The sequence below is a fragment of the Echinicola strongylocentroti genome (genome assembly GCF_003260975.1).
Lineage (GTDB): Bacteria > Bacteroidota > Bacteroidia > Cytophagales > Cyclobacteriaceae > Echinicola > Echinicola strongylocentroti.
Genome location: NZ_CP030041.1, coordinates 2,908,781 through 2,931,585 on the forward strand (window position 1 = coordinate 2,908,781; position 22,805 = coordinate 2,931,585).

The 22,805-nt window shown below is 43.0% G+C and carries 23 protein-coding genes; 3 read left to right on the forward strand and 20 right to left on the reverse strand.

The window, feature by feature from the left end:
* The 3 genes from DN752_RS11215 to DN752_RS11225 form a co-directional block, all read right to left on the reverse strand.
* A complete protein-coding gene (locus DN752_RS11215) occupies positions 1–813 on the reverse strand; it encodes a DUF4382 domain-containing protein (RefSeq protein ID WP_112784029.1) in 813 nt (270 codons plus the stop codon).
* A 421-nt stretch (positions 814–1,234) separates the two neighbouring features.
* Positions 1,235–2,452, reverse strand: coding sequence for a chromate efflux transporter (gene chrA, locus DN752_RS11220; RefSeq protein ID WP_112784030.1), 1,218 nt, complete (start codon positions 2,450–2,452; stop codon positions 1,235–1,237).
* 6 nt (positions 2,453–2,458) lie between these two features.
* On the reverse strand, positions 2,459–3,439 hold the full coding sequence (locus DN752_RS11225) for an isopenicillin N synthase family dioxygenase (RefSeq protein ID WP_112784031.1): 981 nt from the start codon (positions 3,437–3,439) through the stop codon (positions 2,459–2,461).
* Positions 3,440–3,520: 81 nt separating this feature from the next.
* Here DN752_RS11225 and DN752_RS11230 point away from each other — a divergent pair, with 81 nt between their 5' ends.
* Positions 3,521–4,285: a hypothetical protein gene (locus DN752_RS11230; RefSeq protein WP_112784032.1), complete on the forward strand. Its 765-nt coding sequence runs from the start codon at positions 3,521–3,523 to the stop codon at positions 4,283–4,285.
* 28 nt (positions 4,286–4,313) lie between these two features.
* Here the strand turns inward: DN752_RS11230 and recO are convergent, their stop codons facing one another.
* The 3 genes from recO to DN752_RS11245 are packed head-to-tail and all read right to left on the reverse strand — an operon-like array spanning position 4,314 to position 5,990.
* Positions 4,314–5,000, reverse strand: a complete 687-nt coding sequence (gene recO / locus DN752_RS11235; protein WP_112784033.1) for a DNA repair protein RecO — start codon at positions 4,998–5,000, stop codon at positions 4,314–4,316.
* 27 nt (positions 5,001–5,027) lie between these two features.
* Entirely contained in the window at positions 5,028–5,612 is a 585-nt protein-coding gene (locus DN752_RS11240) for a thymidine kinase (RefSeq protein ID WP_112784034.1), read from the reverse strand.
* Positions 5,613–5,663: 51 nt separating this feature from the next.
* Positions 5,664–5,990: a 2Fe-2S iron-sulfur cluster-binding protein gene (locus tag DN752_RS11245; RefSeq protein WP_112784035.1), complete on the reverse strand. Its 327-nt coding sequence runs from the start codon at positions 5,988–5,990 to the stop codon at positions 5,664–5,666.
* A gap of 35 nt (positions 5,991–6,025) precedes the next feature.
* Between DN752_RS11245 and DN752_RS11250 the strand changes: the two genes are divergently transcribed.
* Both DN752_RS11250 and DN752_RS11255 read left to right on the forward strand, forming a co-directional pair.
* Positions 6,026–7,102, forward strand: coding sequence for a hypothetical protein (locus DN752_RS11250; RefSeq protein ID WP_112784036.1), 1,077 nt, complete (start codon positions 6,026–6,028; stop codon positions 7,100–7,102).
* 146 nt (positions 7,103–7,248) lie between these two features.
* Positions 7,249–8,676: a sulfatase-like hydrolase/transferase gene (locus DN752_RS11255; RefSeq protein WP_245949510.1), complete on the forward strand. Its 1,428-nt coding sequence runs from the start codon at positions 7,249–7,251 to the stop codon at positions 8,674–8,676.
* Positions 8,677–8,690: 14 nt separating this feature from the next.
* On the opposite strand, the gene rodA is transcribed toward DN752_RS11255, so the two are convergent.
* The 14 genes from rodA to DN752_RS11320 all read right to left on the reverse strand — a co-directional run bounded on the left by rodA (position 8,691) and on the right by DN752_RS11320 (position 22,714).
* On the reverse strand, positions 8,691–9,965 hold the full coding sequence (rodA, locus tag DN752_RS11260) for a rod shape-determining protein RodA (protein ID WP_112784038.1): 1,275 nt from the start codon (positions 9,963–9,965) through the stop codon (positions 8,691–8,693).
* A gap of 1 nt (position 9,966) precedes the next feature.
* Complete coding sequence (gene mrdA, locus DN752_RS11265) at positions 9,967–11,769, reverse strand: penicillin-binding protein 2 (protein ID WP_112784039.1); 1,803 nt, start codon at positions 11,767–11,769, stop codon at positions 9,967–9,969.
* A complete protein-coding gene (locus DN752_RS11270; RefSeq protein WP_112784040.1) occupies positions 11,770–12,291 on the reverse strand; it encodes a rod shape-determining protein MreD in 522 nt (173 codons plus the stop codon).
* Entirely contained in the window at positions 12,284–13,117 is an 834-nt protein-coding gene (mreC, locus tag DN752_RS11275) for a rod shape-determining protein MreC (RefSeq protein WP_112784041.1), read from the reverse strand. Before mreC ends, DN752_RS11270 begins: the two co-directional genes overlap by 8 nt.
* A 7-nt stretch (positions 13,118–13,124) precedes the next feature.
* On the reverse strand, positions 13,125–14,153 hold the full coding sequence (locus DN752_RS11280; RefSeq protein WP_015265297.1) for a rod shape-determining protein: 1,029 nt from the start codon (positions 14,151–14,153) through the stop codon (positions 13,125–13,127).
* Between the two features lie 412 nt (positions 14,154–14,565).
* Positions 14,566–15,093: an REP-associated tyrosine transposase gene (locus tag DN752_RS11285; RefSeq protein ID WP_112784042.1), complete on the reverse strand. Its 528-nt coding sequence runs from the start codon at positions 15,091–15,093 to the stop codon at positions 14,566–14,568.
* A gap of 280 nt (positions 15,094–15,373) precedes the next feature.
* Positions 15,374–16,900 (reverse strand): bifunctional phosphoribosylaminoimidazolecarboxamide formyltransferase/IMP cyclohydrolase, encoded by a 1,527-nt coding sequence (purH, locus tag DN752_RS11290; protein WP_112784043.1) that lies wholly within the window; start codon positions 16,898–16,900, stop codon positions 15,374–15,376.
* Positions 16,901–16,971: 71 nt separating this feature from the next.
* A complete protein-coding gene (gene purN / locus DN752_RS11295; protein ID WP_112784044.1) occupies positions 16,972–17,529 on the reverse strand; it encodes a phosphoribosylglycinamide formyltransferase in 558 nt (185 codons plus the stop codon).
* A 182-nt stretch (positions 17,530–17,711) separates the two neighbouring features.
* A complete protein-coding gene (locus tag DN752_RS11300; RefSeq protein WP_112784045.1) occupies positions 17,712–18,587 on the reverse strand; it encodes a geranylgeranylglycerol-phosphate geranylgeranyltransferase in 876 nt (291 codons plus the stop codon).
* Between the two features lie 446 nt (positions 18,588–19,033).
* Positions 19,034–20,176 (reverse strand): Fic family protein, encoded by a 1,143-nt coding sequence (locus DN752_RS11305; RefSeq protein WP_112784046.1) that lies wholly within the window; start codon positions 20,174–20,176, stop codon positions 19,034–19,036.
* A 269-nt stretch (positions 20,177–20,445) separates the two neighbouring features.
* Positions 20,446–20,619 (reverse strand): hypothetical protein, encoded by a 174-nt coding sequence (locus DN752_RS25340; protein ID WP_394337170.1) that lies wholly within the window; start codon positions 20,617–20,619, stop codon positions 20,446–20,448.
* Complete coding sequence (locus DN752_RS11310) at positions 20,582–20,782, reverse strand: Fic/DOC family N-terminal domain-containing protein (RefSeq protein ID WP_112784047.1); 201 nt, start codon at positions 20,780–20,782, stop codon at positions 20,582–20,584. The genes DN752_RS25340 and DN752_RS11310 overlap by 38 nt, the downstream gene beginning before the upstream one ends.
* Positions 20,783–21,148: 366 nt before the next feature.
* Positions 21,149–22,066 carry an SDR family NAD(P)-dependent oxidoreductase gene (locus DN752_RS11315; protein WP_112784048.1) on the reverse strand — a complete coding sequence of 306 codons (918 nt, stop codon included), beginning with the start codon at positions 22,064–22,066 and terminating at the stop codon, positions 21,149–21,151.
* Positions 22,067–22,147: 81 nt separating this feature from the next.
* Positions 22,148–22,714, reverse strand: a complete 567-nt coding sequence (locus DN752_RS11320; RefSeq protein WP_112784049.1) for a Crp/Fnr family transcriptional regulator — start codon at positions 22,712–22,714, stop codon at positions 22,148–22,150.
* Between the last annotated feature and the right edge of the window lie 91 nt (positions 22,715–22,805).

Genomic DNA, 22,805 nt, shown 5'->3' on the forward strand with positions numbered 1-22,805 from the left:
TTATTCTGATGGTATTTCCTGTTCTTGGAGCAATACCGTCTCCATTTGAGAAGTGGAATCCAGTTTGGTGATCACTGTGGTCAGGCTGTCCAAATATGGCGCTCTAGGCTCAAATGACACTGTATATTCACCGGCCTCCAAGCCAATAAAAGTAAAATTGCCCAAGCTGTCCGTTAGTGTGCCCAAGGTATCTTGTCCCATAATAGCATAAATATATGGATAGGCATCCAAGGGCGTCACTTTGCCTTCGATGGTAGCACTGCTCCCTGTCTCGAAGACGCGTATAACAGGGTCAAATAAAAAGACATCATTGGTGTTGCCGGCCTGAATGGACCTGCTCAGGTCAATATCCAGGACCAAATCATAGGACATCCCTCCTTCTAGGGGGTAATTCACTTCATGGATATAGGCTTCATCTTCGGCATTGGCAAATTGGAGCGACAGTTCTTGGTCTTCTGACACCAAATACTGACCATCTCCAAAAACCAATTTGACCTGACTGATTTTCCCCAATGGAAGCTCTCCTCTACCTAGGATTAACTTGGAGTCATTGACCAGCGCACTTACATTGACGATATTGCTGAGCGGCAAGTAATCCAATGGAATCCATTCTTGTGTACCTGCGCTATTTCCGCTTTCTACAAAAAGTTCTACTCGCTCAATATCCAAATATACCTTATCCCAATCTCCAGGAGCATCGACGAGGTAAACATTCACCAAGGAGTGGCTTTGATTGGAGGCATCATCCAAACAGCTAAAGGTGAGAAAAAGAATGGGCAGGTACAGCCCAAGAGATCGTTTAAGTCTGTGCATTACCTTGATAGATTAGTATGAGGTAAACTACGCAAGATTACCGGAATTTGATGTACCCATTGATAAATTGGTCAACTACTTATCTAGTGGTAACGTCCGGTTACTTCTGCTTGATTTCGTCACAAAGGTAAGGATTTCGGACAAGTAAATAGGAATGATCATCATATAAACAAAACAAGGCTGCTCACATTGTATGAGCAGCCTTGAGGCAGTTATAAACAATAGTTGGTATGCTTTTTATCGGCCAAGACCTATTTCTATTCCAACATCAGAAGCTATTTCTTCTTTGGTAAAGTGTTCATAACATAATAGTAGTTGGTTTAGTGCTTTGGCTGGCAACAATTAACATGCCATAAGTAATAGTTTCATTGCTGCTTTTTCGCAGTTCATTATTATTTTATTTTTTCGATGATTGTAAAACCTATCCCAGAAGAAGATTGGTGAAAAGCTGGTAGCCAATCCCAATGCTAATTCCCCCAATAATAATAAAAGGGGTAGGGATTTTGGTAAACTGAAGAAGTAAGTAAGTGGAGATAATGGCAGTGATGTTGAATACATTAGCGGGCATCGGCTCGAAGAGCAAATAGGCTGCGGCAATGAGCATTCCACAGCTGACGGCGTTGATGCCTTCCAGTGCTGCACGGACAGGACGGTATTTTTTGAGTTCGTCCCAAAACCTGATGACAAAAAATATCAAAAATGTGCCTGGAAGAAATATTCCTGCGGCAGAGACTAGTCCACCTACAATAGCCCCACCAACTCCCATTCCGGCGCTGCGCATGGATAAGGCGCCTATGTACGAACTGATACTGAAAGTAGGCCCTGGCACACCTTGCGAAATGGCATACCCCGTCAGAAACTCTTCGGAAGTAAGATAGGCCTTAAATTCCACAAATTCTGTATACAAGTAAGGCACCAGCACTTGTCCCCCTCCAAAAATCAAACTGCCGTTACGATAAAAGTTTTCAAATAGCCTAATGGGAAGGATTTTAGTGAAATGCCCCAAGGTAGCCGCCAAGATCAGCACCCCTCCCCAGAGCAGAAAATTGGCCCACTGAACTTTAATACCACTTTTTTCTTCGATTTTAGGGTGTTTGTTATACTTCAAGGAAGTGGTAATCCCTCCCGCTACAAGCATTACCGGAAAAATATAGGGGGAATTATAAAAGAAAGCCACAAAGGCGGATAACAACATCAGCACCATTGCCTCGGTAGTTTTCACCATTTTCCCAATGGTTTTTTGGGCGGCATAAATGATGAACCCTATGGCCATTGGCTGAATAAACTTGGCAAAATCCAGCGAACCCTCTGTCTGCGTCTGGAGGAAGTCCACTAAGATCGCTGCAGAGGTCATGATCAAGGTGGCTGGAAGAATCCATACCACTAGCGACAGGTAAGCCAAGTTGGGCCCTCCCACCCGATAGCCAATGGCAGAAATGGTCTGGGTAGATGTAGGGCCTGGCAATACCTGGCAGAGGGCATTCAGCTCCCAGAGCTCCTCCTCTGTTATGTAGTGGCGTTTACGAACCATGATGTCCAAGACCATGGCCAAGAAAGCCTGAGGGCCGCCAAATGCAGTTACCGAAAGGGTGATGACATCCTTCAGGTAAAGGTAGTATTTTACTTTGCGGATGGTCACCAGCCCTTATTTACGTAAGCCTAATTCACGGAGTCTTTCTTCCAAAAATTCTCCCGCAGTAGCATCAGCAAATCCTTTTGGGCTTTCATCATCCACACAGCTTTCCAAGCAGGTAAGATCCATATCAGATCGGGGATGCATAAAAAATGGAATAGAATAGCGGCTGTTGTTCATCTTCTCACGGGGAGGATTCACCACGCGGTGGATGGTGGATTTCAGCTTTTTGTTGGTCAGTCTTTCGAGCATGTCCCCTACGTTGACCACCAGCTGTTCCGGTAAGGCGGTGATGGGGATCCATTGGCCATCTTTGCGCAGTACCTGAAGTCCATCTGCACTAGCCCCCATCAGTAGGGTGATCAGGTTAATATCACCGTGCTCCGCTGCCCGTACCGCATCACTGGGCACATCAGCGGGATTTTCTATGGGAAAATAATGAATGGGGCGCAAAATCGAATTGCCATGCAGGACCTTGTCTTCAAAATAATTCTCCTCCAATTCCAAATATAGTGCGATCGCCTGTAGCATCGACTTGCCAGCAGCTTCAATGATGCGAAACACTTCTAGCGCAGTTTGCTTAAATTCAGGCACCTCTTCAGGCCAAACATTGGGCGGATAATCTTTTTTGAGCGGATCAGTATCGGCAATATTGGAGAGCTCCTGGCCGACGTGGTAAAATTCCTTCAGATCACCGGTATTCCTACCTTTGGCATGTTCTTTTCCTTTGCCGGTATAGCCGCGTTGGTAGCCGATCTCTGGGCGTTCATAATTGGACTTAATAGCATCATCCAGACCAAAAAATGCTTTGATAGAAGCGTATAGCTGATCCTGTAGCTCTTGGGTAAGTCCGTGGTTTTTTATGGCTACAAAACCAATATTTTGGTATGCTTCACCTAGTTTTTTTACAAATTGGGCCTTTTTGTTCGGATCTCCATCGGTAAAATCAGATAGATCCAAGGAGGGTATTTCGTTATATAGGATTTCGCTCATGACAAGATTAATTTATCATGCAAGGTAAATATTTTATAGGAAAATTAAATATCTTTAGCTAAACCCAATCTCCCGCCAATCATGAAAATCACATCCATTGCATTGCTAGTTATTAGTGTTGTCATTTTTTATTCATGTTCTTCTGACTCGAAAAAGGAAAAGGTCAATGACGATACCACATCCATTGAAGTAGCAAAGCCTAGCCAAAAAACCACTGCATTTCGGTACGAAAAGCAGCATAACTCATATCCCGATGCCATCCTTGAGCTTCATCATCCACTGGAAAACCAAGTCTTTGATGAGGGTGATGTAGCTTTCGAATTCAATATCAAAAACTACCCCTTCGAGCATGGACACAAGGGGTTCCAGCTAAAAATGATCATCAACGGAAATGACCCCATTGGCTATAACAGCCCTATCTTCAAGGAAAATTTTGATACGGGAACGTATAAGGTGCTGGCTTTTTTGGTGGATGACGAGGGCATGGCCCTGAAGGAATACGGCAATTATGTCGAACGTGACTTTGTAGTAGGCAAATCCAAGCCATTTCCAGAAAGTGACGATCCCTACATCGGGCTGAACAAGCCTGAAAATGGGCAAGTGTATGAAGCTGGAGAAGAAGTGCTGGTAGATTTTGTTCTGGTAGGGGGAGATTTGCAGGAAGATAGTTTGCAAATAATGGTTAAGGCTGGAGAGGAGGAATTTACCACACATGAACTTGGGATGGTGAATATCGCCAATTTACCAACTGGAACTCACCAAGTTTCCGTGGCACTGGTAGATGCTAATGGCAAAGAGCTTCCTGGGATTTTTTCGAAAACAATAAGAGAAATAGAAGTCAAATGAGCCTTATGATGATGGTACGTATTGTACCTTACATCAGGTTTCGAAGGACTTCCAGTGATTTTACCTCGAAGAAGGTATCCAAGTGGAGTTTATAAAATGTCAATAGGTCATCCAATAAACTTTTTCTCACTGAGGAAGGTATTTTTACGGATGGGTCAAATGGTGCTGCCAAGAGTTGGTGGAAATGTTTTTTTTCTTTGAGAGCAAATGAGCTGTCGTTGACATCCGGATGGACCTGCTCAAAAAACTCGGCAGCGGAACCGGGCGCAAAACCCAAAAACCGCGAGGTCTCCAGCAAGAAGGAAAGTGGATAAGCACTTAGACTGATCCCCTCACTATCCAACAAAGCAACCGATTGATAGATAAAATCAAACAAATATTCGTTTTGATAGTTTTCATAGATGTACTTGCTCAATATTTCTCCTATAAACATGGCCACACCAGACCGATAAAAATCAAACGGAATTCGCTGAAAGGGATGGGCCAATTTCACTTCTGAAATGCGATTAAGCGAAGCGTTTTCTTTATCATAAACGACTAGTTCCAAAAGACTTAGTGGTTGGTAAAGGGCCATCTTGGACTTGGATTTGGCACTTCTTACACCATTGACTATATAGCTTTTCAGTCCAAGGTCGCGTGTGAAGACCTTAACGATAATGGAAGTTTCCCTATACTTGATATAGTGAATGACGATTCCCTGTGTTTTTTTGATCATAACCTAGGATAGTTGATGGTGGCAGGGCTACGATTTACTATCATAAAAGCACTTCCTACATCGGGCTTCATAACTGTCTTTTTCTCCGAGCACCACTTTTTCCTTTGCGGGAGTAAGCCGATAGCTGTAGGATGCCAGGTCGCCGCATTTCATGCAGATGGCATGTACCTTGGTGACATACTCTGCGGCAGCCAAAAGCTGGGGCATGGGATCAAAAGGCCTTCCTTCAAAATCCATGTCCAACCCAGCGATGATCACCCTCTTTCCGGCTATTGCCAGCTGGTTGGCCACACGCACGATCTGTTCATCAAAAAACTGCACTTCATCAATTCCCACCACATCGCAATCGCCTGCCAAAAGCAAAATATCATCGGCAAATTGAACAGGGGTGGAGCGGATTTCGGTTTCGTTATGCGAGACCACATTACTTTCGTGATACCGCGTGTCTATGGCTGGCTTGAAGATTTCGATCTTCTGTCGGGCTATCAATGCCCTGTTGAGCCTCCGGATCAGCTCTTCAGTCTTCCCCGAAAACATCGATCCGCAGATTACTTCAATGTGCCCCTTTTTATCCTTGGGATTATTATTTCCTATGAGAGGTTCTATGAACATAGTATTGCAATGTTAAGGAAAATTGTGAAACCGTCTATCATTCCCTTTGTATCATTCACCATAATCCAAGTGGGGAAGTTTGTACAGTTCATTGACCCGGATACGAAGGGTGCCCTCTTTCAGTTGGGCTTGACAGGTGAGCCGTTGATTGGCGTTAAGTTTACCCAGTTTTCGAAAATGGGCTTCCCGGTCCGTGAGTTCAGATAAGTTTTCCATACCTTCTTCCACAATCATCATACAAGTGGTACACCTGCCTTTTTTTCCACAAGCATGCATCCAATCTACGTAATTTTCATGGATAATTTCGATAACTTTGCGGTCGAGGGCTTTTGTGGAAATCTCCTTGTGGTATAGGTTTTCAATTATTATTTTAGGCATTATTCTCAAAAGGCTATAGCTAATCCAACAACGAAATGAACGATAAAATTAACCTCAATTATTTAGAAAACTATGCTCATGATGTATCGGAAAAGATATGTTCCGAATATTTTGGTACCAAAAGGTACATGTCTGGGCAAGAAATCATCCAATTGACCCCAAGTTCACAGGTTAATTTTATGGTAATCAAGACGCTTTTTGAAAAGTGGAACGCGGAATTGGAAAAGCTGAAAGCCAATCCCTACTTTGACTATAAGGACATGGCCGTTTCCGAAGCCTTGAAGGAATTTATGAATGTACTCTCCAGGGCCATTAAAATCGAGCATCATCACTTTTTGCCGCTATTGGAAATCGCAGTAATTGATACGGTGCTGTTGGCTTTGGATCCCATGGTCTACTTCTGGGGAGAAATCGAAAAGAGCCAGGGTTCCAGCCCTCATGGTCATCTGAAAGCTTCTAGAAAGTACATCAAATGGCACGAAAATATGCTGAATGAGCTGATGGAAAAAGGAGGCCACGGTTATGCAGATCAATACAAAACCGCCCTGAGCGATACCTATCAGCAATTGCTCGATCAGTTGGCTGAGCCAAAACCCCTGCTGGAAGGACTGGCACAAGTACAGCCTATCGTCTGGGAACAGCTACTTCCTGAAACAAAGAAAAAAAACCACATCGAAGACGCCACTCCAGACGAAACGCCACTTCACAATGAGTCTCCGGAAGCAGAGGACCTCGAAGAAACTCAGGTGGATAGCGAAGAAAAAGTGGAAGCAGTAGAAAAAAATGCCTTTGGCAGCCATGAAAAAGACATCGACCCAGCATTGGCTTGGGCAAAATTTGAAGCAGAGCAAAGTGGTATACTAAAAGGTCCCATTACCTCTATGGATGACGGACTGGCCATCAACCAGCGATTTATGTTTACGAAAAAACTCTTCGATGGCAATCCTGACCTGATGGGACACGCATTTAAATCGATCGATGAATGCGATAGTTTTGTGGAAGCAATAGACCTGGTCAATGATAGGTATGTCGACGAGCTGAACTGGGACAAAGAATCCGATGAGGTAAATGAGTTCTTGCACCTGATCTATCGGAAATTTGACGAAAAGTAGTACCTTAGTCATCCCCTAACCCGATAATCCATTATCTAAAAATTCTCATGTAAATCTGCGAGGCTATCGGTGCGGCAGTGAAGGCACCTCTTTAGAGAGGCCAACTGCGCCCTGATACCGAGGACACAGCATGTTTGATAACTATTATGAATTTGAAGAAAATGCGAAAAATCGGTCTTTCCCTGGTTCTCCTAGGACTTATCTGCACTACGGTATTTGCCCAGAATTTGACATCCAGTAATTTGCCGCAAGGCAAAAAACAACCTAACTATGTTTTGATCGTTGCAGATGATCTTGGCTACGGAGATCTCAGCTTTACTGGAAGCACACAAATTAAGACGCCCCATATTGACCTACTTGCAGAGACTGGTGTGGTTTTTTCTCAAGGATATGTTTCTTCGGCAGTCTGCAGCCCATCCAGGGCGGGATTTTTGACGGGCAAAAATCAGGTGACTTTTGGCTATGACAATAACTTATCAAATAACCAAGCGGGTTTTGACCCAGAATACCTCGGCTTGCCAGTGGATGTCAAAACGGTCGGAAACCACCTTCAAGAACTGGGCTATACCACAGGGATAGTCGGAAAATGGCACTTGGGCGAGAAAGACCAGTTCTACCCACTGAACAGGGGCTTTGATGAATTTTGGGGCTATCGGGGTGGTGGCCATGATTATTTTGAAGCTACTGAAGCTCGCCGGGGCTATAAAGCCCAGCTGGAAAGTAATTATAAAATCCCTCAAGAAATCACCTACATAACCGACGATAAGGGGGACGAATGTGTAGATTTTATCCTTCGTCATCAGGAGGAACCTTTTTTCCTATATGCCTCCTTTAATGCTCCCCACACACCGATGCAGGCCACAGCAGAAGACCTGGAACTTTACTCGCATATCAAAGACAAAAAAAGAAGGACTTATGCTGCAATGGTACACCGACTGGATGTCAATGTGGGCAAAATCGTCAATGCGGTAAAAGAAGCGGGGCTGGTAGAAGAAACAGTCTTTGTATTTATCAGTGACAACGGCGGTCCTGTGATAACCAACGCTTCCATCAATGCCCCCTACAATGGCAAAAAGGGGACATTGCTGGAAGGGGGTATTCGGGTTCCATTTATCATCAACTGGAAAGGACACCTGCAAGGTGGAACGATATATCCACACCCTGTAAGCGCTCTGGACCTGACACCTACCTTTATAGCACTTGGTGGAGGTACCTTGCGGAAAGAAAACCAATTTGATGGCGTCAACCTAATGCCTTATCTCCTGGGAGAAAATAAGCAGGCGCCACATGAGGAGATAAAATGGAGATTCACCATCAGCGCCGCCATCCGGGAGGGAGATTGGAAATTGGTTAGGCTACCTGACAGGTTGCCGATGTTGTTTGATCTTAGTACGGATGTTTCAGAGCAGCATGACGTAGCCTTAGAAAACCTTGAGGTAACCAAAAACCTGCTCCAAAAACTGGGGCACTGGGACGTCAGGTTGCCACATCCATTGTTTTTGGAAGGACCTGAGTGGAGACCAATCCAAATAGGCCAATATGATAAAAGCTACCCGATCAACCAGCCGGATTGATTATTAATCCCGGGTTAATTCATCCTTCCAAGTAGTTGGATCCGGTGTGAATCCAACTTGATAAAGATGAACAACAGGATGGTAAAGGACCACAAGGAAGATCCGCCATAACTAAAAAACGGCAGTGGAATCCCTACCACTGGAAACAGCCCAATGGTCATGGATATATTGATCATAAAGTGAAAGAGTAAGATGGATATGACACAGTAGCCATACACTCGCGAGAATCGGGTTTTTTGCCGCTCGGCCAAAAACACCAACCGGACAAGCAAGGCTACAAAGAGCACCACCACGACCAAACTTCCTATCCACCCAAACTCTTCTCCCAGCGTACAGAAGATAAAATCGGTATGCTGCTCGGGCACAAAATCAAACTTCGTCTGGGTTCCCTCAAGGTACCCTTTTCCCAAGAAACCACCAGATCCGATCGCAATTTTGGACTGGGTGACATTCCATCCCACACCCAAAGGGTCAATGTCAGGATTAAAAAGCACCATTATCCTGTTTTGTTGGTGCTGGGGAAGTTTGGAAACGACCAAGTCCAAACTGTAAGAATAAGCAATGATAGCGATACCGATAAGGCCCAGCGTCACGATTCGCTGCCAGTTTTTCTTACCCATCAAGATCAGGGCGAGGGTAAGGCCGGCCACGGGAAGTGCAATGTACAGGTTATTATCCACTGCCAAGGAGAGTAGCGAAATGGCAATAAAAACCAATGCAGTGATATAATATTTCTGGGGCATTCCTTCACGGTACAGCATGATGAAAAATGAAAAATACACCATGGCAGTACCCGTATCTGGCTGGAGCATGATCAGTGACACAGGTATCATGATGACAAGAAGTGCCTGAAACTGGAATTTGGGCTGGCTGAGGTCAAATGAAGGTTTTTCGATGAACTTGGCCAACGCCAATGCCGTGGCAAATTTGGCAAACTCCCCAGGTTGTAAACGGAACGGGCCTATTTCAAACCAGGCTCGTTGTCCATTGATCTCTTTGCCGATAAATGGAGTCAGGAGCAAGATCACCAAGAATACCCCATAAAGGATCAGGCTAAGGTTATCAAAAAGCCGGTAATCGGCGACCATGATGACAGTAATCAGAAGCACGGCAGTTCCGATCCATACCAGCTGTTTTCCACTGTTGATACTAAAATCAAAGATACTTTTTGCGGCCTGTTCATCATAGACGGCAGCATAGATGTTAAACCAGCCGATCATCACCAAAGCTCCGTAAAGCAAAATGCTCAGCCAATCAATTTTGTTGATATATAAATCGTCTTGTCTCACGTCAGTCTGCAAAGTCTCCGACCAGAACGTACTCTTCGAGTGCCGGTCTTTCTATATGTCCTCTCAAATATTTCTCGATCATCAAGCTGGCCGTGCTGGCAGCGGCCCGGCCACCCCAGCCGGCATTTTCTACGTACACCGCAATAGCGATCTTGGGATCCTCTTTTGGTGCGAAGGCGATGAAGACCGAGTGATCTTCCCCTTGGGGGTTTTGCGCAGTCCCAGTCTTTCCGGCAATAGCAATGTCCTTGATGATGGCGCGCATGGCAGTACCGTAAAGCGCCTCCGCCATGGCATCCTGTACCATATCAAAGTGATGGGCGGCCACACCAACATCATGCTTGGTGGTATATTCTTCAGGGATATTGTCTGGATCCCCGTTGATTGCCTTGATGAGGTGCGGAGTATAATAATAGCCTTTATTAGCAAATATTGCTGCTAAATTGGCCATTTGTATTGGAGTGACCTCCATTTCACCTTGGCCAATGGATAATGAATAGATCGTACTGTACTTCCACCTGGCCTTACCATAAATCCTATCGTAGAGTGAGCTGGAAGGAACACTACCACTATTTTCGTAGGGTAGATCCACTCCCAGTTTATTTCCCAGGCCAAATTTCTCGACCGCCTCATGCCACTTATCCAAACCAATCTGGGTATCCTTGTAAGTGTTGGAAGATACCTCCTGATTGATCATTTGCCTGAAGGCTTGATAATAGTATGGGTTACAAGAGTTCCGAATAGCACCGAATAGATTTACGGGGCTCGGGTGGTTATGGCAAGCCACTAACGCTTTATTGCATGCATAAGTGGTTTTTGGTGTCAAGACGCCCCATTGCAGGCCTATTAAGGACTGCACCACCTTAAAGATGGAGCCTGGAGGATATTTTGCCTGAATAGGCCGAATAAAAAGTGGCTTTGTCGTGTCCGATAGCAAAACATTATAATTCTTGCTGTAAGCAGCCCCGGCCAGCAGGTTTGGGTCATAAACGGGTGCAGAAACCATCGACAGTATCTCCCCAGTTTTTGGTTCGATCGCCACCACAGATCCCCGTTTGCCTTTCATGAGCTTTTCTCCGTACTTCTGTAATTGCAGGTCAATGGTGGTTTGAAGGTTCATTCCTTCCACGGAAGCTGTATCCAAAGCGCCGTTTTTGAAGGAGCCTTTATCCACGCCACGTACATTGACCATTTTGTATTTGGCGCCCTTTTTGCCACGGAGTGTTTTTTCATAATAAGACTCCAGTCCAGAGTGACCGATATAGTCACCTTGTATATAATAGTTGATAGTGTCCCTTTCCAACTGCCTCGGTATGATCTCAGCAATATATCCCAAAGCGCTACCAGCAATGGAATCAGGATATGCCCTGACTGATCTGGTCATGACAAATAAACCAGCATAATCGATCAGGTAGTCCTGAATTTTTGCAAAATCGGTAGTGGAGATTTGCTTTATAAGAGGCGAAGGTTTTACCCAAGAGTACTTTTTTGCTGCGGTATATCGCTCGATCAGCTTTTCTTTTTCGATCTGAAAAATATCACAAAATTTGGCTGTATCTTCAATGTTGAACTCCTGCGGGATGACCATCAGGTCAAAAACCGGATTATTATAGACCAAGAGTTCTTCATTGCGGTCGGATATCAGGCCTCTATATGGATAATCCACTATTCGCTGTACAGCATTTCTTTCGGCACGCCTTAGGAAACTGTCATCCACTACTTGGATCATGAACAGTTTGCTCAGCAGGATTACCCCAACGATAATGATAACGATGATGATGACACTGTGCCTGTTTTCGTTCATTTAAATGCCTCTCCTTTTCTTGTAAAACAAAACCTGAACGATGATACCAATAATAAACGTAAACACCGTACTGCTCAGTGTTTTGTACGCCATCGGAATATACAAGGAAGTCCCTAGATTATCAATGAAGAAGAAAGTCAGGTGGTGCAAGAAAATTAAGGGAACACTATAAATCAAAAACCATCCTATGCCCATATTCAGTAGCGTGGGAGGGGTATTGGTATCATAGCCGCCAGTCGGGGTGATGATCGTAAGCCAAGGTTTGCGAAAAAAAGCCATCATTACCGCACTGGCAGTGTGAATCCCCAAACTGTCATAAAACACATCTATACCAAAACCAAGAACAAAAGCAATCAGCATTAAAGGAATGGTCTTGATTTCAATAGGTAGCAGCAACAGGTAAATGATGTACAAAAAACAAAATGCCGTACCAAAAAGCACGAGGTTTTTTAGCACCAGTACCTGGATGATCATGTAAAGAAAGATACCTCCAATAGAAGCGATAACAGTTCTGCTATTCATTGACAATTTCGGTCATTTCCTGAAGGGAATCAAGCTCCACTTCACGGTTATTTTCTACAAGATATACATAAGTAAGCGTACTGAAATTAGCCGCCAACTCAATGGTTATATCTAGGTAATTGGTTTCGGTACCGTTAGCAACGGTGTCCACGGTACCCACTAAGATCCCTTCCGGGAATATGGCATTATAGCCAGAAGTCACTACGGTGTCTCCATGCGCCACCTGTACGTGCCTAGGGACGTATTTTAGCTTGGCTTTTTGCGGATTTTTACCGTCCCACTGGGTAGACCCAAATACATTCGTGGATTTTATCTTTGAAGAGACAAAGAGGTCGGTGTGCAGCAAGGAAATGACTGAGGCATAATGACTGCTGACACCTTTTACACGCCCTACGATACCATCTCCATTGAAGACGCCCATTCCTTCTTTGATACCGTCTTCCGCTCCCCTGTTCAAGGTAATGTAATTGTAGCGGAGATTAATGGAATTATTGATGACCTTCGCAGACCGAAATTCATACATGCTTTCCATGGCACTGTCCAGAGATAGGTGCACACTGTCTTTGGCTGGCTGAAAATTGGCCAGCTGTTTCATCAGCTGTGCGTTCTTTTTTGCCAATTCCTCATTGGACCTGCCAAGGGTGAAGTACTCCGTAAAGTTATCTTTGGTACTTAGAAATGCCCCAGTAAAGGTATTGGAACTATTAAAGAAGACGGCCCCTTGTGGTGAGTTATAGGAAACAATCAGCCAAACGGCGGCAGTTTCCAATGTAATAAACAGCAAAAAGGCCCTTATGCTATATAGAAATAATAAAATGCGTTGCATTCAGTCATCAGGTCATCAGCACGGTTCGGAAACTATTTATGTTTTTCAGGGCGGTGCCTGTTCCTCGCACCACAGCCCTTAGTGGATCTTCAGCGATATGGATGGGCAATTTGGTCTTTTGGTGAAGCCTTCTGTCCAGCCCTTTGAGTAGCGCGCCACCACCGGTGAGGTGAATGCCATTGTCATAGATGTCTGCTGACAATTCCGGCGGTGCGATTTCCAATGCCTTGAGCACAGCTTCTTCGATTTTGGAAACCGACTTATCCAATGCGAAAGCAATCTCCGAATAAGAAACCTTGATCACCTTAGGAATCCCTGTCATCAGGTCACGTCCACGGATTTCGTAGTCTTCAGGAGCATCATCCAGCTCCGTAAGCGCAGAGCCAATGGCGATCTTCACTTTTTCTGCAGACCGCTCTCCGATCAGCAGGTTATGCTGCCTTCTCATGTAATCCAAAATGTCTTTTGTAAAGGTGTCGCCAGCAACCCTGATGGACTGGTCGGCGACGATTCCAGAAAGGGCTATCAATGCAATCTCAGTCGTACCACCACCGATGTCCACGATCATAGATCCCATGGGCTTTTCGATATCGATTCCGATTCCGATAGCTGCTGCGATAGGTTCGTAGACCATGTACACTTCTTTGGCTCCTGCATGCTCGGCCGAATCCCGTACCGCTCTCTTTTCCACTTCTGTGATCCCTGACGGAATACAGATGACCATGCGGTGGGACTGGGGAAACATGCCTTTTTTGTGTCCAGGAATCATTTTGATCAGACCACGGATCATTTGTTCGGCAGCGTAGAAATCCGCAATCACACCATCCTTCAGCGGACGGACGGTCTTGATGTTTTCGTGCGTCTTTTCATGCATGTTCATGGCTTCCCTACCCACTGCCAAAATCCTGTTACTGGATTTGTCAATGGCGATAATGGAAGGTTCGTCCACTACAATTTTTTCTTTATGAATTATAAGTGTATTTGCCGTACCTAAATCTATTGCTATATCACTTGAAAAAAAGTCAAATAATCCCATCCTGGTAGTTTTACTTAGAATTTACGTTTGAGTTGATCGTTTAAAGTTAGCATTAACAATGCTTAAATAAAACGAGGGACGACAAAATTATTACCTTAATTTGGATTTATAATAGTGACCACTGACTTTTTTTAAGTCACTTGCACAGAGATACAAATAGCCCAGATGCTAAATCTCAAATTAGGGAAGTAAATAAGCGTTTTTTGGGTGATACCAGATTGCCGAACCAAGCTTTGGGCTGCATTAGCAAAAAGCAGTCCAATTTTTATTTATTGCCGCTGTTCGGGATTTGTAATCCCGAACCCAAATGAACCGGATTTATAATCCGGCTATAGGAGGATTGCAAATCCTCTCTATCTGTCATCGGGATTGCAAATCCCGAGGAGAGCTATTATTCCTTAATCATCAAATTTTATAATGGAGCCAATTCAATAGGACTGTTTCGAATACCGTAAAACTCACCACAACTACTGTTCAAGTACTCTTCTTCTTTTTCTACAATGCCGGCTTTTACAGGGTTTAGATGAATATAATTTATTTTAGTAGCCATAAATTTCGCTGAAGTTATTTCCTCTCCGTGATAGCCTTCTTTCCAAAACCAAATCCCCTCCTCCTTCTTCAACAACCATAGCAACCAATTTTTCCTGCTTTCTTGTGGGTTTTCTTCAATCGCTTTGACAATACTTTTTGCTGTGTATTTCTTAAAATCCCTGATGATGTCACTTAATGGGACTTTAGTGCTTTGCATGATAAAATGACAATGGTTAGTCATGATGACATAGGCATAAACTAGAAGTCCTTTTTGCTTCTGACAATGTTTAATGCTATTCAGCAATTGATCGGTATAGATTTTTCGTGTGAAAACGTCTACCCATTGATGAACTGTGAAGGTTAAAAAATAGGTCGCTGATTGATCTTTAATCGCGTATGAAAAAGCCATGAGAAGTAGTTTGTTAAATTTCACAAATAATATATGGCTTTTGATTATATTTCCAATTATCGGAGTGCTTTTTTCTATCGACTTGCTGTTTTAGGGTGATTGGAGTGCTGTTCGGGATTTGCAATCCCGAACCCAAATAAACCGGATTTATAATCCGGCTATAGGAGGATTGCAAATCCTCTTTATCTGTCCTCGGGATTGCAAATCCCGAGGAGCTAATAGTCAAAAAAAATCCCCAACAGAACTGTTGGGGATGGGGAAATTATTATTGCGGGATATTTTAGTGTTTGAAGTGCCTTACTCCTGTCATCACCATGCTCACGCCTACCTTGTCACAGAAGGCGATGCTGTCTTGGTCCTTGATGGAGCCTCCTGGCTGTACCACGGCAGCGACTCCCTCTTTAAAGGCGATCTCCACGCAGTCAGGGAAAGGGAAGAAGGCGTCGGACGCCATTACGGAACCTTTCAGTTCAAAACCAAAAGACTTGGCTTTTTCGATAGCTTGTTTCAAGGCATCTACACGAGAAGTTTGGCCTACACCGCTGGCAAACAGTTGGTCCTTGTTGCTTAACACGATGGTATTGGATTTGGAGTGTTTACAGACTTTGGCCGCAAATACCAATGCGTCTTTTTGTTCTTCGGTAGGAGCTACTTTGGTAGCGACTTTGAAGTCCTCCTTGGTTTCTGTAGCTAGGTCTTTGTCTTGTTCGATGATGCCGTTGAGCAAGGTTTTGATCTGCTTGGTACCGCCCACTTGGGTTTTCTGTACCAGTAGAATCCTGTTTTTCTTGCCTTTCAGTATTTCCAGGGCATCTTCGTCAAACGCAGGAGCGATCAGCACTTCAAAGAACAGGCTGTGCATTTCTTCTGCAGCCGCTTTGTCCACCGCCTGGTTGGTGATCAGTACACCACCAAATGCAGATAGGGTGTCTGCTTCAAAGGCTTTTAGATACGCTTCTTTTACCGAGGTTCCTTTGGCCACGCCACAGGCATTGTTGTGCTTAAGGATGGCAAAGGCTGTTTCGCCGTCAAATTCGGCCATCAAGGCCACAGCGGCATCCACGTCCACAAGATTGTTATAAGAAAGTTCTTTGCCATTTAGCTGGTCAAAAAGGTCGTCCAACTTGCCATAGAAATGGGCTTTTTGGTGCGGGTTTTCGCCGTAGCGAAGTGCCTTGGAGTTGGTTTCGCTTACTTTCAACGCTGGAATTTCTTCCGTTTGGTTGAAGTAGTTGAAGATATGGGTATCGTAATGTGAGGACACTTGGAAAGCTTGGGCAGCAAAGTACCTTCTGTCCTCCAGGGTCGTGCCACCGTTATTGTTTTTCAATCGCTCTTCCAGTTCACCATACTGGTCACGTGAAGCGATGATGGTGACATCTTTGAAGTTTTTGGCGGCAGCCCTGATCAGGGAAATGCCTCCGATGTCGATTTTTTCGATAATATCCTGCTCTGAAGCACCGGAGGCTACTGTCTCCTCAAATGGATACAGGTCCACGATCACCAGGTCAATGGCAGGGATATCAAATTCTTGTGCTTGGGAAAGATCTCCTTCATCTTCTCTCCTGTGGAGGATGCCTCCAAATACTTTTGGGTGGAGTGTTTTGACTCTTCCCCCGAAGATGGAAGGGTACCCAGTAAGGTCTTCTACAGCAGTTACTTCTGCGCCTTGCTCTTCGATGAACTTTTGGGTGCCTCCTGTGGAGTAGATCTTTACGCCTTGCTCTTTTAGCTGGGCGATGATCGGTTCAAGATTGTCTTTATAAAAGACCGAGATAAGGGCAGATTCTATTTTCTTAACAGCCATTTTTTGAAGTATTGAATGAAATAGGTTTGCTTAATTTTGATTTAAGCTGCAAAGTTAGGAAAATCAGCTGATTAAAGTAGGCTTTCGATGACTTTTGGGAAATATTTGTGTTCAAGGGCATGTACTTTCTTGGCGATGTCCTCTGGGGTGTCGTTTTCGTCCACAGTAACGTTTTCCTGAAAGATGACCCGGCCATCATCATACTTTTCGTTGACATAATGGATGGTGATACCTGTTTCTTTCTCTCTTTTTGCCTTGACAGCTTCATGTACACGCATCCCATACATGCCTTTGCCACCAAATTTTGGCAGTAACGCAGGGTGTATATTGATGATCCTTTCGGGAAACATGTGGATCAGGCCATCGGGTACCTTGAGGAGAAAACCGGCCAGTACGACGAGGTCCACATCCAGCTCCTCGAATGCCTTTTCCAATACCGCCTCTTCCATTTCCTTTCTGTTAAATGAAAAGAAGGGGATATCGTGGTTTTTGGCCCTTTCCAGCACATAAGCATCTTTTTTATTGGATGCGATGACGGCGACTTTTCCTTTGGTGGAGCCATCAAAATGTTTGATGATCTCTTCGGCATTGCTACCGTTTCCTGAGGCGAGTATGGCGATTTTTTTCAATTGAAAACCAGTTTTTAAGTGCTTAATGTATCTTTTCGTGGGCAAAAATAATCATAATTTTGGCTTATTGATCAATATAACCCGATCAGGTCAAAATCCTAATTGGAGCAGCATAGTAGACTTTGTCGTACTCATGGGACCACCAGTACCGTACTACAAGAGCTGCGCCACAATAGAACCGACTACAAAAAAGCCATGCTCAGCACACCCGTCAACATCAATATTTTAGAAAGTAAGCTGAGTCGTGTAAAATGGGCCTTCCTGTCTGCTTGGTAAATCAAAGACATAAAATAGATAAACAACATTCCAATAAAACCGAAGTAAACATACAAAAGTGTTTCGTCAACTTTATAAGCAACTATCAATATAGAACAAACAAAAACGGCAGCAATGACAAAGATGATGTTCTTTGTAGCTCGAAACCCCAATACAATGGGCAGTGTTTTGCAACCGTGTTTCCGATCACCTTCCCGGTCTTCGATGTCTTTGATGATTTCGCGGATAAGGTTAATGAAGAATGCGAAAACAGCATAGGTGAGCACCAAAAGCCGTGACTGTCCAAAGTAAAACCCTACCATCCAAATGGCCAATCCCGTCAGTGTGGCCACTGCCAAATTTCCCACAAATGGCAACCGCTTCAGGGTATTGGAATATAGCCAAAGAATAAAAGCCGCCCCAAAGTGAGTGACGCCTACTTTTAGGCTTACCAAGCAAGCAAGGCCTATTCCTGCTATATTCAAAAATGTGTGGAGAAACATCACCACTCTGCGGCGCATTCCCTTACCGATAATTACCTCATCAGGTTTGTTTATATAATCGATTTTCACATCGTAATAGTCATTTATCAAGTAACCAGCTGCAGCTATCAGAACAGTGGAAGTGATCAGCAGATAGATACTAGGATCCAGAAGGGCAGGAATGCCCGACAAGGTTTCCCCTACCAAAAAATAAGCCGTCATCAGTTGTGCAAAAGCCATCATCAGTAAGTTATCAGTCCTGATAATCCTTAAAAAAGCAGGAAGGGAAAACGCTCTTTCAGCAGATGGCATATGATTCATAATTCAAAAATACGCGAAAGTAGGAGAGATGTTCCTGTTTTTTGGGGTTTTCATCAAATTCAGCCTCCAGCGCTTTCCATTGGATTTTTTTTATTCATACAATTTTAAGGGTGACATTATAGATAACTGTCGGAAGTAGTGGTTGCCAAGCTTTCAACCCGGCTTTAATGCCTTAACCATTTTGTGTCACTTGCTTCAAGAAACATCAGCAATTGAATTGTGCACACAGTGTGTGCATTTTTCCGTCTACTATTTTTCGTACGGTACGAGGGGTATGGTTCCTACAATGCTTTGAAGAAAACTTAATCGCTTGTTCATGCTTCCCATCCAATTCGTTAAGTTAGTCTACCTTGTTGGAATATTAACCGACTGCATAATATGCGCCGTATGAACCGAGAGGTTCGCAGCCTGTCAAACATACTTACAGGATATAGCCCTGGTGAGGTTTAGGGGTGGGATTCCCCTTTGCCTTCCCGACTACCAGCTGGCATTCCTATCAATTCGTAATTAGTGCTTCTTCCTCCTGCTGCTTCTTTTTGCAAGATCCCTTTCTCAATAAGGTCGTTAATATCCCTAACTGCTGAATCTTTAGAGCACTTTGCAATCTTTGCCCATTTGGACGAAGTTAATTTCCCGTCAAATCCATCCATTAGCTTATTCAATAATTTTCTTTGTCGGTCATTTATTGCAGTATCTATATGCTTTTGCCAAAAATCTGCTATGAATAAAACTTTTGAAAGTATTAAATCCGTGGTTTTTAAAGCGTTAATCAAACAGTTTAAAAACCAAACAATCCAATCAGTTATATCCAAATCCCCTTTTTGCGTTTTTTCCAATATCTCATAATACTGTTTTCTTTCCAACCGGATCTGGGCAGACATACTGTAAAAACGTTGGTTACTTTTGTCAGCTCGCGCCAAGAGCATATCCGTCAATGCCCTTGTTATTCTTCCATTTCCACCTTCAAAAGGGTGGATTGTCACAAACCATAAATGGGCGATTGCTGCTTTAATTACCAAGTCAATTTTATTATTGTTGAACCAATTTAGAAATCGGGTCATTTCTTTTTCAACCAGATCGGAATCAGGTGCTTGAAAATGAACCCTTTCTTTCCCCATTGCCCCAGATACTACCTGCATAGGCCCAGTTGTATCTTTTCTCCAATCTGCTACGGTAATTTTGTACATCCCACTTCTTCCTGTTGGAAACAATGCGGCATGCCAGTCAAAAAGCCTGTCAGCTGTTAATGGATCAAAGCATCTTTGGGTAGCGTCAAGCATCATTTCAACTACTCCTTCTACACTTCTGTCAGCATCCACTGCTCCTGCTATTTCCATTCCCAATCTACGTGCAATTGATGAACGCACTTGGTCAGGGTCAAGGAATTCGCCTTCTATCTCCGATGATTTTAATACATCAAGGGTCAATGTATCAAGTAGGGCCTCGTTTCTCAAACCGAAACCTAATGTTTCCATTTTTCCAATAAGTCTACCCTGTAAATTTCTTGCCTCACTTAACAGGCCCAAGAAGTCATTACTGTTCCAGGTAAATTCTGGCCAGTTATCTTTTTGATGTATAAAAGCCTTCATTCGACGCATTGTTTGCAACGAAAATAGCCTTTATTCGACGCAAATCAAAAATAATCGATGCTTATTTTGCATCAAATACACTCCTTATTCGTTGCACGGTCGTCTCTTTTTCTTTTAACTAATGCTTTTTACTGCCTATCGCCGGAATCAGATCCTTGTCTTTTAAGCCTTTTCCCTCTTCATGATTCCACGTTGGTTTACGCCTTTAAAATTGATCTACCGTATTCGCATCCACCTTATCATACTCGGAGTGTGTGCCTTCCTGCTTATTAATTTTCTAGTATGTTCATCAATTTCTGGTTCAAGTATAATTTTTCTTTTCCTACCCTAACAGATTTCAGGAAGCCTTCTTCTTCCAATGCGTTGAGATAGTTTCCAACTGTTTTTGGTGTTCCTAAGTCTATGTCAATTAGGTTTTGCCTCTTGTAAGTGAAGGGTGTCAAGAAATAGACTAGGATTAGGAAGGTTTCTTATGGCACCATTAAGCTGAGCTAATGCTCTACTAGCCTTAATGGTTTTAGTTAGTATCTCTTTAGTTTCTAAATCTGCTCTAGGCGGAAGAAGAAGTAGATTGTTATAAGGTTGAGATTTATTGAAGTCGTTCATAACGAGAGTAACTTTGCACTTGAACTTTATTCGAGGGTAAAAACACTAATTATCCCGGTTTATGCATTAGGAATCGTGATGAGGTTTGAAACTACAAGAAAATCAGGCTGTTTGGAGATTGAGGCATAGCACCGCTATGGTGAAATCGAAAACAGCAGCGAAGCGACTGATTTTGAAGTAGGTTCATACCGCAATAGATAGGCTAATGCATATTCCGGGATTACTTACTCTTGTTTTGATGTGAAAGGTAAGTTTTACTCTCGTTTTTGGCATGAGGCACAACGGTTTGGCCATGCGCAGTATCGGATTTAACACACTGCTTTTTCAGCATGACCAGCTGCCAATCTTTTCAGAAGTTTCTTTATGTTATTCTGTAAATGTGGTTTTTGTCAGTTCGAGACTACCATCCCACAGGCTTTTTTGAAAAACTTTGTTATAAGAATCAACTGAAGTTTTAACCACTTTCCCATCCGAGAAATAAATTCCCTTCAAGTCTTTGTACTTTTCAGAATAAGCAAGGTTTGCTAAATTTCTTCCTGCTTGGGCTGGTGAATGTATGTTGCTTTTTAATAGGGTCAAAACAGGGAAGACGTTTTTCCATAAAAATCGCATAATAGGTGAATAAGTTTTGGCAAGCCCTGTTCCTGGTGTCATTCCTGGGTCATAGGCATTTATCCTCATGTTTGTGTTTTTTACTCGTTCTTGTAATTGATAAGTGGTTATTATATTACACAATTTTGATGTAGAATACCTTCTTTGCCCAACTATATTAGGTTTTTCGGCAGTTTCCTTTGGGAAAGCGAGGTCTTGAACACTGGTATAAATAGGTGGTTCTATTGGTGTTTTAAGTGCTGGGTCATGTGTTTCGCTAGATGTGAATATTATGTGTCCGTCATTTTTTATTAGGGGTAGCAATTGCATAGTCAAGGCAAAAGACCCGAGATGATTTACACCAAATGTCTCTTCAAATCCATCTGCCGTATAGTGTGTTTCGCCAATATTCTGTACTCCTGCATTATTTATCAAGATAGAAATAGAGTTGTTTTTTTCTTTGGCAAATGATTCAGAGAACTTTCTTATAGATTCTAAAGAAGCCAAATCTAATTCCAGACATTTTAGGTTTTTATGACCTGTTTTGGTTTTTATTTTTTCTATTATTTCTTTTCCTGCTTTAATATTTCTGGCAGGAATGATAATTTGTTCGTTTTTGGCAATTTGAGCCATTTGTAAAGTACACTCAAAACCAATTCCACTGGTTGCTCCTGTAATAATTATTGAATCCATTTTTTCGCTTTTTGTTAAAATGATGAAATAAAGCTCAGCACTTCAAAAGCAAAAACTTTTGCCATTTGGCAAATAATAAATTCAGATACTTTTTCGAATTCTGCTTAATGATGATTGCGTGATTCCTAAATAAGACGCGAGATAGGAAAGCGGAATTCTGTTGGCTAAATTCGGAAACTTTTCTAAAAAACTAAGATACCTAGTCTTGGCATCCTCGGCTAACATAGGACTTAGTTTATTTACCTTTTCAACCAATGCTTTTTCTGTTATTTTATTGATAATGCCGTCCCACTGAATGACGGTGGCTGACAAATCGTTAAGTGATTCTGTAGAAAATACGAGTAGCATACAATCTGTAACAGCCTGGACATATTCGGAAGAGGGGATTTTTTGATTGAAGCTGTTTATATCCACTGCAAAATTGTTTTCATCAACAAAGTATTTGGTGATTTCATCCCCTTCGCTGTTATAGTAACATACCCGTAAAATACCTTCTTCAATAAAAGCTACTTGTTTTGGTGTTTTTCCTGCTTCGGAAAAGTAATCGCCTTTTTTTAACTCCAATACCCGTGCTTTTCTCTTGATCAATTCAATTTGCTGTTGATTTAGCTGCCCGAACTCCAATAGATAGTTTATTAGTTTGTCCATAGTCACAAAGGTTGTCGTTGCATTTTATTAGGAATTTGTCAAATGGCAAAAAAGGTTGATTTTGGTTGGATATTCCGGAGCAAGTTGACCC